This window comes from Microcoleus sp. Pol12A5 (assembly GCF_036701435.1).
Lineage (GTDB): Bacteria > Cyanobacteriota > Cyanobacteriia > Cyanobacteriales > Microcoleaceae > Microcoleus.
Genome location: NZ_JAUBQU010000001.1, coordinates 100,680 through 111,578 on the forward strand (window position 1 = coordinate 100,680; position 10,899 = coordinate 111,578).

Genomic DNA, 10,899 nt, shown 5'->3' on the forward strand with positions numbered 1-10,899 from the left:
ACGGCCACCTGGTAGCGGCGCATCACGCTCAGCGGCGACTGTCCGGTTTCCAAACTCCAAAGCGCCATTTGCAAGCGAATTTCAGGATCGTAAGGAATTCCGAGTTCGTTCATAAAAGCCCGAAAATCCCCGTGCATTTCGGGAGTTAAATATTGGCTCATCTTCACCTTTACCACCCAGCCGTCAATTTGGTGAATAACAGTGATAAATTGCAAAGGTAGATGATGAGCCGTGCGTAGGTAATCGACGACTCTCAGAGTAAGGCTAGTATTGGCGATGTAGTAGAGGTATTCCATAACGATCCTTATGAGCAAAGCTGATGCTACACCTCTATCCTCGCGGGCTATACCCGCGACCACAAGGGGAAAAGCACCCGACTTTGGATGGGGGTTTTTACCCAATTTGTTACCCAGTTGACAGATCGATCGCACAGGAATTCACTCGATGACAGAGATGGACTGGTCTTTGGACGGCTACGACTACGAACTTCCGCCCTCACGCATTGCCCAAAATCCCGTAGTGCCGAGGGACAGTTCTCGCTTGCTGGCTGTAGATTCTCCCAGCAGCCACGAACACCGGATTTTTAGGGATTTACCCGATTTGCTGCAACCGGGCGACTTGCTGGTACTGAACAACACCCGCGTGCTGCCAGCGAGGCTCTACGGGCACAAACCCAACGGCCCGGCTGTGGAGATATTGTTGATGGAAGAACGGCAGCACAACTGTTGGCTGGCTTTGGTCAAACCGGGGAAACGCTTAAAGTTGGGAGCAAAAATTGAGTTTGATCCCATCGCCCCTGCCTGTGAGGACTCGACCACAGCTCCTTGCTGTTGCCTTCCCGATGCCACGATGCGCCATCGTCGTCGATTGACTGCCACAGTTATAGAGAGGGACGACGCAACAGGGGGACGGCTGTTGGAGTTTGACATCCCCACAGATGAGAATCTGGCGAAGTTTTTGGACGAATACGGCCACATACCCCTGCCGCCTTACATCGAAAATTCCCAAGCTTCAGCGGAACAGTACCAGACTGTTTATGCCGAGAGGCTTGGGGCCGTGGCTGCCCCCACAGCAGGCCTGCACTTCACCGAAGAATTGTTCAGCCGCTTGGAACAGCGGGGAATCGAAAAAACTTTTGTCACCTTACACGTCGGAGTAGGGACGTTTCGCCCGGTGGAGGTAGCAGACGTGACGGCTCACAAAATGCACGGCGAATGGGTGGAAGTACCCTCCGCCACCGTGGAGAAAATCCGGGAAACTCAAGCCCGAGGCGGGCGGATCATTGCCGTGGGTACCACAGCAGTCCGAGCTTTAGAGGGAGCCGCCGCCGCGAGTGGCGATTTTTCCTTGCAACCTTTTTGCGGCCCGACCAATTTGTTTATCTACCCTGGTTACAAGTGGCGGGTTGTAGAGGGGATGATTACCAATTTTCACTTGCCCCGCTCTACTTTGATGATGATGATAAGTGCGATGATTGGAAGGCTTCGGCTGTTGGATTTGTACCGAGAAGCGATCGAGCAACAGTACCGCTTTTATTCCTTTGGCGATGCCATGCTGATTTTACCCACAGCAAAAAAGGATTGATCGATCGGGCATCGGGTTCGCCCCATGCCCGGTATTCCCTTTCTATTCTTCCTCCTCTTCTTCATTGCCGGGATACACGAAGCTGTTGGAACGCCCAGTCAGAACAGATTTGCCCAGAGACAGAGCTTTCTGAGCTGCCACTACAGCTTTGCGCTTCCATGTGGCCTTACGCATATTCTTCTTGGATTTGGAGGTTTTCTTCTTAGGGACTGCCATGACGCTAAATACTTTCTGCTTGCTTATATAGACAAACAAACATTCTAGCCGATTTTGCCGGCAATGCTTACTCGAAAAACCGCAACAACTGCTCGGTCAGCAATATCAAGTAGTAGGGTGCGTCAGCGATTAGCTTCTGGAAAAATAGACAAAATCCCCTAGGCAACGCACCCGCAGCAGCTAAAGTTCGTGAAAGTGGTAGATCACGACGCCAGTTACGGCATCATTCTCGATACTCACATAACCGGTTTTGAGCATTGCCGTGAAAGCCTCTTCCACTTCGGCAAAAGTAGCGCCGGTTGCCATCACCCCTTGGGTGACAGATAATCTTCCGTTCTTGGTATAAGCTGCCTTCAGGAGTTTAACCCCTAACTGGTCTGGAGTTGGCTTGGGGTATGTCGCGGCGATCGCCCCGCTGCTGGGATATAGCGGTATACCTTCGCGAGATACGCCGAGTTTGCCCCTGAGACTGGCATTGTGTTCGTCCACCATGTTCGGCAGTAGCAGCAAGTCAAACAATTGCCCAAACCCAAACAAACCAAAGGTAAACAGCCACAGCAAACCCGTACCAATCTTGCCGTTGTAGAGGCGGTGGAGTCCGAATGGGCCGAAAAAACAAGCTGCCCATAAAAGGTAACTAACACCTAAATTGCTCATTTTCTGACCGTCCTGCCTGGTTATTCTAAGAATTGGAGTCCCTCTATACATTGTGTACTTTCTGTCTGGTGTTTAAACAGCTTGACATGGGAATTTATTTGTGTGGTAGCCTAATAAACTGACAAAAGGCAGAATTTGGTTTCCCAATACCTTGTCTGGAAGCCCATGAGTAATTTTGCGTAGCAATTCTTAACGCCAGTAACATATTTGCGCGGGCGAGAGCTTGGTAAACTGGAGGGCGTGGAAATTACAGCAGCTTAGACCGGGATTCCACACGGAGCGCCAAACCAAGCGCGCCGCCAGCGCTGGCCGGACATACACGAGCGCGATCGCCCGCAGTACCCGACAATTGAAACAAGCGAGTAGTTATAAGCAGAAATCCAATAAAAATATGGTAGATTCCCTCAAAAAACCCACTTTTGAAGAACTGCGGCCGGGAGTGAAAGCCCCAGCCAAAGAAACTATTCTCACGCCGAGATTTTACACAACCGATTTTGACGAGATGGCCAAAATGGACATCTCGGTAAATGAAGCCGAACTAGAAGCAATTATCCAAGAGTTCCGCGTTGACTACAACAAAAACCACTTCGTGCGGGATGAGGAGTTCGCTCAATCTTGGGATCACATTGACGGCGAAAAACGCCAGTTGTTCATTGAATTCCTAGAACGTTCATGCACCGCTGAGTTTTCTGGGTTCTTGCTTTACAAAGAATTGGGACGCAGGCTCAAAGACAAAAATCCAGTGCTCGCCGAGGGTTTCAACCTGATGTCGCGGGACGAAGCGCGGCACGCCGGTTTCCTCAACAAAGCTCTCTCGGACTTTAATTTGTCCCTGGATTTGGGTTTCTTGACAAAGAGCCGCAGTTACACATTCTTTAAGCCGAAGTTTATTTTCTACGCTACTTACTTGTCTGAAAAGATCGGTTATTGGCGCTACATCACCATTTATCAGCACTTAAAGGCCCATCCTGAAGACCAGATTTATCCGATTTTCCGATTCTTTGAAAATTGGTGCCAGGATGAAAACCGCCACGGAGATTTCTTCGATGCGGTGATGAGAGCTCAGCCTCAGATGTTGAACGATTGGCGCGCTAAGCTTTGGTGCCGTTTCTTCTTGCTGTCAGTGTTCGCGACAATGTATCTCAATGATATCCAGCGCGCCGGTTTTTATCGATCGCTCGGTCTCGATGCTCGCGAATACGACATTGAAGTCATCAAAAAGACCAACGAAACAGCAGGCCGCGTCTTCCCCGTCATGCTGGACGTGAACAACCCAGAATTTTACGAACGGCTGGATGTTTGCCTCAAGAACAATCAGAAGTTGACCGCAATTGTTGCTTCTGAAACTCCGAAATTCTTGCAGTTCTTCCAAAAATTGCCTCTGTATTTGTCGAACGGCTGGCAATTAGTGAAGCTGTACTTCATGAAAACAATTGAATCACCTTCAGTTGAGGGTGCAGTCCGTTAATTTTTGATTTTTCATCCTCTGTGACGGCGGTTCTGCGACAAGCGGAGCCGCTTTTTTTTGGTATCCAGATTCACCGCAAAAAGTTCTCGCCAGACTTACACTCGCCCGGAGTTGATGCTGGTTTTTTTCATAAAATTTATCGCCATTCCCCCTGAAGGTTAAAAGCCGCCCAATAATAAGGAGAACGCCACTCTTCCTGCTTCAACATTTCCAGTTGCGCCGCCCTTAAAGCCGCCGCCGGCGTTAACCCTTTTTGCAGCATTCCCTGATAGAAACTCGACATTAAAGTAGCTGTTCCTTCATCATCCACATTCCACAAACTCACCACCACTCGCTGAGCCCCCGCATACATAAATCCCCGTGTCAATCCTACCATCCCCTCGCCTTGAATGTTCTGCCCTAATCCGGTTTGACAGGCACTTAAAACTACTAAATCTGCTGCTAATTTCAGATTGAAAATATCAGTAAGTCGTAGGAATCCGTTTAAAGGGTTTCCCTTTTCATCTACTAGCGACAAGATGATTCCGGATAGTTCCGGGTGAGTGCTATTCGCTAAACCGTGAGTGGCAAAATGAATGATTTTATATTGGCTTAAGTTCTGACTGGTTGCTGCGGCGCGGCTGGCTGCAAAATCCAAAGATTCGGTGCTAGAATTAGCTGGTACTAACGCTTGAATGATTTGAGCTTCTTGGCGAGTGAATTTTAAACGGCTCAACTGTATGTTATTGTCGCGGCTAGAGCGGTTTAAACCGAGATTTACTGATTCTATTGCTTGAGTATTGGCGCTATTAGACTGGGTTCTGACTCGTTCATCGTCCGCGCTAAAAACTGGATCTGCGAGCATTGCTAAAGTCCTAGTTGGGGGTTGTCTGTCATGGTAGTTTTGTCTTAAGATTCCCAAGGTGGAAGCGGAAGGCAGCAGCACAATTTCACGGTCTACAATTAAAGGCTGATTCCGATTTTTACCGGGTGTTTCGGGGAGCGAGAGGGCGGCAAAGGGGAGGTAATTGAGAATGCCATCGCCAACTATCAGCAGGCGTTTTTGAGCGAGTTGTGCTGCTACGGGCTGTAAAATAATTTGACTGAGCGTGTTGTTAGCTTCAGCAACTCGATCGAGAATATTTCGGTAGCGCGGGTTAGTCACAGCATCGCGGAAATTGCGGGCGGCTTTTTCGATGTCAACCTGTTTGGGCAATTCATAACTGGTGAGACTGGTTTTAGTCACAGCCCACAGATAGCTGCGCTCTTTCCCTAGAGAATACTGGAGTAAAATTGTATTCTGATCGAGGATTTGTTCTTGAATCTGTGCCAGGGTTAAAGGTTGCGGTTGGGTGAGGGTGGCGTACCGGGGACTGGTGGAGCGGATTTGGGCTTGAACTTCCTGATATTGTCCTAGTAAAGTTTGCCGTTTTTGGTCTAATTCTGCTGTTTCTGCGGGGGTATGATTGGGGCGGCTTATAGTTTCGATTCGCCGTGTTTCTAAGGCATCAAGTTGCTGTTGTAAATTGCGTTCTTGCTGCAATAATTCTGGGGCGACACCTTGGCGAATATCGGCGTTTGCTTCTTGAAGAAGTTCCAATAAAGTGCGGGCGCGGGAGCGTTCGCTAGCTTGAAAGGCTTTAGTATCATAACCAGATTTGGGTTGCGTTTTGTGCAGTTGCATTAACAGGTCAATGTAGAACTGGTAATAGTCCTGCACGGTGGCAAAGTATGATAGGCGAAGCTCGTGGTTGGTAATTTTGGTACGGAGGTTTTCGATGATTTTGATGGAGGTTTCAATGTCAGTGAGGGCTGCGATTAAATTGCCTCGATCGCCTTTGATATTAGCCATATTGTAGAGGGTGAGAGCTTCCCCAGGACGATCGCCCACAGCGCGAAACAGTGGCAGAGCTTGGTTGAAATATTCTTCTGCTTTCTGCTGTTTTCCCAATTCTGAGTAAGTAGTACCTGTATTGTTGAGGGTGAGGGCTTCTCCACGCCGATCGCCCGCTTTTTGTCTCAAATCGAGGGCTTGTTTGTAGTAGTCGAGGGCTGTTTGTTTTTCTCCCAAATCTGAATAGACTAAGCCAATATTGGTGAGGGTAGTTGCTTCCTTAGCCCGATCGCCCATAGCTCGGAATAAGGGAAGGGCTTGGTTAAAATACTCTTTTGCTTTCTGTTTTTCTCCCAAATCGTTGTAGGCTAAGCCGATGTTGTTGAGTGTGGTGGCTTCCGCAGTGCGATCGCCCAAAGGTGTGTCGCTGTATGCGGGTATGTTCGAGATGTTGCTGAGGTTGATACTTGCTTCAGGGCGATCGCCCATTTCCCGAATTAGGGAAAGGGCTTGGTTATAGTAGTCGATGGCTTGCTGTTTCTCTCCCAAAGCATAGTAGACGGCCCCAATGTTGTTGAGGATGAGGGCTTGCACAGGGCGAGCGCGTATAGTCTGATGCCAAGAAAGAGCTTGCTTGTAGTAGTTCAGGGCTTGCTGTCTGTCTCCTAATCTATTAATAATGAAGCCGATTTGATTCAGCGTGTAAGCTTCGTCCTCCCAATTTCTAAGCATTCGATAAAGCGAACGCGCTGCATCAAACTTTTGCAAGGCCTCCTGGTAAGATGCTGCTGTTTCCTGAGCCAATAGTCGCTTAGCTTCCTGAAGCAATCGCTCTGCTTCATCTGTTTTTTGATTTAATCGTTGTTTGTTTTTCTCAATTAATCGATCGGCTTCCCCATCCAGGATTTGATTTCTACTGAGATCGAGGGTTGTCAGATATACCAATCCCGCTAAAGGTTGGGCATCTGCGATTTGATTTCTACTGAGGTGTAGGGCGGTCAGATTTGTCAATCCCGCTAAAGGTTTGATATCTGCGATTTGATTGGATTCTAGGAAAAGCAGTATCAGATTTGTCAATCCCGATAATGGTTTCACATCTGCGATTTTATTGCCACTTAAATAAAGAAAGTTTAACTCAGTCATTCTCGATAAAGGTGTCACATCTACAATTTGATTAGATGCGAGGGACAGCCCTGTTAGATTAGTTAATCCCGCTAAAGGTTTTACATCTACGATTTGATTGGCTTCGAGGAAAAGCTCTGTCAGATTAGTCAGCGCCGATAATGGTTTCACGTCTGAGATTTGATTGAAATTGAGGACGAGAGATCTCAGATTAGTCAGTCCCGATAAGGGTTGCAAATCTGTTATTTGATTTCTACTGAGGTTGAGCTTTCTCAGATTGGTGAATTTTGATAATGGTTTGATATCGACTATTTGATTGCGAATCAGGGAAAGTTCTGTGAGATTAGTCAGTGCTGTTTGAGCGCGATCGCACTCTTGTGTTTTTGCTTTTGATAGCAACACCTCCACCGTATGTCTGGTTTCAGGGGTCAAATTCTCTTTGTGGGTACAAAAATCAGCAAAACTTTCAAATGTCTGGGGATTTGGCGCGGCGGCAGATCCCATTAGGATAGTCGCACCTACAGCTAAGCCCCAACGCCCCCAAATCGAAAGTATGGGATTCATAAGCACTCGCTCAAAAAAGACATGATTAGCTGCTATCATAATCTATCGCACCTTATGATGCGCGCTTTTCCTTCCTGCTTGCCAATTAGATCGGGAGCATTTGGTGAAACAATAGTCGCTAATGCTTCTCGCTGCACTCTCCAAGCATTATTAGAAGCCAGCTTTAAGAAACCGGGTGTTTCCAAAAAACCCTGTTTCTTACCAAAAATTCGGTTTCTGCACAAGTCCTATTTTACGTTACTCTCAACTCAGGAATTTTAAATTAGCGATTGCCCTCAAATCTAGCATCTATTATTTGCTGTTGTTTTATGAAAATAAACAAAAAAAAAATTAACCAATCGAATGTTATTTTTTCCCTGGGAATGCTCGGCGTTTTCCTTTTATCCTTAACTCTCCGCTTTTGGCAACTAGAGCGATTTAACACTTTAGTATTTGACGAAGTTTACTACGCTAAATTTGCCAACGATTATCTCACAAAAACTCCCTTTTTCAATGCTCACCCGCCTCTGAGCCAGTACATAATTGCGATCGGCATTTGGATCGGCACTCACCTTCCCTTCGGCAAAACAGCCGTCAACAGTATGGCCGGATCCCTGCTTTCTCCTTGGGATTACCGCTGGCTGAATGCTCTCACAGGTTCCTTTATTCCGCTAGTTGTGGGAAGCCTGGCTTATCAGCTAGTTCCGCGCCGCACCTTTGCTTTTATTGCTGCTTTATTTATCGCCTGCGACGGTCTGTTTTTAGTTGAGTCTCGCTACGCGCTGAACAACATTTATCTAGTTTTGTTAGGAATTTTAGGTCAGTTATTTATTTTAAAATCCGTAGAAGCCGAAGGCAAAAAGCGCTGGCTTTGGCTGGTACTCGCCGGAATAGGTTTCGGCGCATCTGCTGCTATCAAATGGAACGGATTATGGTTTCTTTTCGGTACTTATCTAATTTTAATCTGTGCTTGGGCAGTTCGTTTTATCCAGGGGAACAGAGGAAATGAAGAACAAAGCCGCGAGGTAGATTCACCTCTAATTCCTGCCGAAAGCCCAGTACAAAAACTGACTAAACTCAATTTTATAGAACTCTGTTTGAGTCTAGCTATTATTCCTATTCTAGTTTACAGCATCTCTTGGATTCCTCACCTGTACTTTAATCCAACTCCCAATTTCTGGCAGATGCAAACGGAGATTTTAACTTATCACCAGCGGATTAAAAGCGGGCCTGACGTGCATCCTTACTGTTCCACGTGGTACAGTTGGCCTTTGATGCTGCGCCCCATAGTTTACTTCTACAAAACGGCTAGCAGCAATGCCCAACCAGATCCGGAGTTGCCGCCTTTACCTGAAGGTGCAACTCAGGCAATTTTTGACGTTCACGCAATGGGAAATCCACTGCTTTGGTGGCTGTCAACCTTAGCTTTACTGCTAGTAATAGGAGTTTTAGTTCACCGGATTTTGGTGTGGCTGCAAACGCGCAGCGAGGCTTCTGTTGACACGATAGAACAGCAGCGGCCGATTTTGTTTCCGCCGACTGCTGAAATGTGGCTGGGGTTATATTTAATAGTTAATTGGGCCGCTAATTTGCTGCCTTGGGTGAAGGTCACTCGCTGCATATTTTTGTACCATTATATGGGCTGTTCTGTGTTTGCAGCCTTAGCACTTGCTTGGTGGGTTGATAGGTGGCTGCACAGCCATCAAACTCGACTCCGAGGGATGGGGGTAACAATTATTTTTCTGGTTTTGGGTGCTTTTATTTTCTGGATGCCTATCTATTTGGGACTGCCTTTGTCGCAAATGGAATGGAAAATTCGGATGTGGCTGCCGTCTTGGGTTTAAGTTAGAAATAATTCTTTTATTAACGGGCAAGATGCCCGTTCCACAAGAAAATTAAGTTTTGTGGAACATGAATCTTGCCTGTTCCTAACCAAGGTGCAAGATGTAAGTTATAACATTTATTACCAAGGTGAGTTTGCAAAAGCGAGCATTATTTTTGATAGAGTGCTCGATAAACTGGTTCGCCCCGTTTCAGAGTAGCAATTTCTCTTTCAGTAGCCACAGGTAGAGGATTTTCAGGTAGCCAGTTGTCGCCGTTTTGACGTTTAAAACTGGGGTGAGATGAAAAGCGATCGCACATTTCCCTTTCTACTTCTTCAATATCTGACTGAATAAACACTTCGCCGCCAATTGCCAGATAAGTTGCCAATTCATTAACTAATTCCTGCTGCACCACTCGCCGTTTGTGGTGCTTTTTCTTGAACCACGGATCGGGAAACTGAATGCTAACTCGCTGCAAAGTGTCTGGGGGTAAAGTTTCTAAAATTGGTTTCAAGGAACTATTCGCATTGCAAAACAAATAGTGCAAATTTGTCAACCCTTTTTCGTCCCGCCAAAGATTTGCCTCTTCTACCAGAGGTTCCCGAATTTCTAATCCTAAAAAATTCCAGTCTGTTTGGATTTGCGCCATGTGCCACAAAAACCGTCCTCTGCCGCAGCCGATATCTAAATGCAGCGGTAAATTTAAGTCGGCATAGATTTTAGTCCAATCCGGGGGATTTGCAGATGCTTGATATCTAATTGATAGGGGATTGACGTGTTCCCGCACTCTTACTCTTGCCAATTTTGCTATCTCCTGAATGTAATTTTGAACCGCTAATGAAGGCAGATTAACGTGGATTAACGCAGATAAATATTGATTTTTGCGAGGTTGTCTAATACTTTTTAAGGAATTAGAAATGAAAAATGCCAGACTTACGATTGTTCATTTCTAATTATTGCATTAGGCTTCTGGTTCAATGCCTGCTGCTCTTAATTGGGCAGCTAGTCGATCGGCCCGCTGCCGTTCCCTATCTACCATTTCTGCTCCCCACAATAACATCTCTCCGCTCTCATCCCACCACCGCAACCAATATCCCGTTCTTTCGGCCTTTGTTCCCTGCCAAACCCCCAGAAATAACCCAACTCCTGGAATCCAATAACGGCCGTTTAAATCAGGTGGTTGTACTTCATATTTTCCTGATGAATCCAACTGGTAGACTTCTAACACTCCAGCGGCTGGCTCAAAAAGTGCATAGATTGGAACTCGCAATACTTGTTCGTAAAAAAACCATTTTCCAGGCGGATAAGTTTGTTTACTAGAATATTCATCGTTGGGACTAGCTGATAAAAATTCCATAACAATCGCCGGGACTTCCCCTTCTAAGTTGGGAGTGTAACTACGGCGAATTTCTTGACTAGAAAGCGGCTGGACGTTGCGGGCATAAAACCAATCTGGAGCTTTGATAACTAGCTTGCCGTTTAATGTAGCGCAAATTCCCATGTTTGGGGCAACTAATATTCCTGTTAAAATTAGCCCTGCGATTTCTAGGATTTCGCGCAAGGCAGCAGCGAGCAAGGGCTGGTCGATATTTTCCACAGGTTCCTCATCTAAAATGAAGTCGTCGGGCAATTTTTCCCAGGTAATTTTTAAGTCTGCTGTACTGACTGTCATT

9 protein-coding genes are annotated in these 10,899 nt (G+C 46.5%); 3 read left to right on the plus strand and 6 right to left on the minus strand.

Annotated features, from left to right (window positions below; genetic code table 11):
- A partial coding sequence (locus tag QUA45_RS00415) for a hypothetical protein (RefSeq protein WP_333218862.1) occupies positions 1–296 on the minus strand: 296 nt, incomplete at its 3' end.
- A 148-nt stretch (positions 297–444) separates the two neighbouring features.
- Between QUA45_RS00415 and queA the strand changes: the two genes are divergently transcribed.
- On the plus strand, positions 445–1,584 hold the full coding sequence (gene queA, locus QUA45_RS00420; protein WP_333218864.1) for a tRNA preQ1(34) S-adenosylmethionine ribosyltransferase-isomerase QueA: 1,140 nt from the start codon (positions 445–447) through the stop codon (positions 1,582–1,584).
- Between the two features lie 42 nt (positions 1,585–1,626).
- On the opposite strand, the gene rpmF is transcribed toward queA, so the two are convergent.
- Complete coding sequence (gene rpmF / locus QUA45_RS00425) at positions 1,627–1,800, minus strand: 50S ribosomal protein L32 (protein WP_006632406.1); 174 nt, start codon at positions 1,798–1,800, stop codon at positions 1,627–1,629.
- A gap of 180 nt (positions 1,801–1,980) precedes the next feature.
- Positions 1,981–2,457, minus strand: a complete 477-nt coding sequence (locus QUA45_RS00430) for a TM2 domain-containing protein (protein WP_333218866.1) — start codon at positions 2,455–2,457, stop codon at positions 1,981–1,983.
- Between the two features lie 391 nt (positions 2,458–2,848).
- Here QUA45_RS00430 and acsF point away from each other — a divergent pair, with 391 nt between their 5' ends.
- Positions 2,849–3,925, plus strand: coding sequence for a magnesium-protoporphyrin IX monomethyl ester (oxidative) cyclase (gene acsF / locus QUA45_RS00435; RefSeq protein ID WP_333218918.1), 1,077 nt, complete (start codon positions 2,849–2,851; stop codon positions 3,923–3,925).
- Positions 3,926–4,061: 136 nt separating this feature from the next.
- Here acsF and QUA45_RS00440 read toward each other — a convergent pair whose 3' ends face one another.
- A complete protein-coding gene (locus QUA45_RS00440; protein WP_333218868.1) occupies positions 4,062–7,424 on the minus strand; it encodes a CHAT domain-containing protein in 3,363 nt (1,120 codons plus the stop codon).
- 308 nt (positions 7,425–7,732) lie between these two features.
- Here QUA45_RS00440 and QUA45_RS00445 point away from each other — a divergent pair, with 308 nt between their 5' ends.
- On the plus strand, positions 7,733–9,247 hold the full coding sequence (locus QUA45_RS00445) for a phospholipid carrier-dependent glycosyltransferase (RefSeq protein WP_333218870.1): 1,515 nt from the start codon (positions 7,733–7,735) through the stop codon (positions 9,245–9,247).
- 148 nt (positions 9,248–9,395) lie between these two features.
- On the opposite strand, the gene trmB is transcribed toward QUA45_RS00445, so the two are convergent.
- Positions 9,396–10,028, minus strand: a complete 633-nt coding sequence (trmB, locus tag QUA45_RS00450; protein WP_333218872.1) for a tRNA (guanosine(46)-N7)-methyltransferase TrmB — start codon at positions 10,026–10,028, stop codon at positions 9,396–9,398.
- Between the two features lie 159 nt (positions 10,029–10,187).
- Positions 10,188–10,898, minus strand: coding sequence for a Uma2 family endonuclease (locus QUA45_RS00455; protein WP_333218874.1), 711 nt, complete (start codon positions 10,896–10,898; stop codon positions 10,188–10,190).
- Position 10,899: the final 1 nt, after the last annotated feature.

Bases quoted from the DNA above. Each gene is read 5' to 3' on its own strand.
- QUA45_RS00430 (WP_333218866.1), bottom strand. From the start codon at position 2,457: ATGAGCAATTTAGGTGTTAGTTACCTTTTATGGGCAGCTTGTTTTTTC.
- QUA45_RS00440 (WP_333218868.1), bottom strand. From the start codon at position 7,424: ATGAATCCCATACTTTCGATTTGGGGGCGTTGGGGCTTAGCTGTAGGT.
- QUA45_RS00445 (WP_333218870.1), top strand. From the start codon at position 7,733: ATGAAAATAAACAAAAAAAAAATTAACCAATCGAATGTTATTTTTTCC.
- rpmF (WP_006632406.1), bottom strand. From the start codon at position 1,800: ATGGCAGTCCCTAAGAAGAAAACCTCCAAATCCAAGAAGAATATGCGT.
- QUA45_RS00455 (WP_333218874.1), bottom strand. From the start codon at position 10,898: ATGACAGTCAGTACAGCAGACTTAAAAATTACCTGGGAAAAATTGCCC.
- queA (WP_333218864.1), top strand. From the start codon at position 445: ATGACAGAGATGGACTGGTCTTTGGACGGCTACGACTACGAACTTCCG.
- acsF (WP_333218918.1), top strand. From the start codon at position 2,849: ATGGTAGATTCCCTCAAAAAACCCACTTTTGAAGAACTGCGGCCGGGA.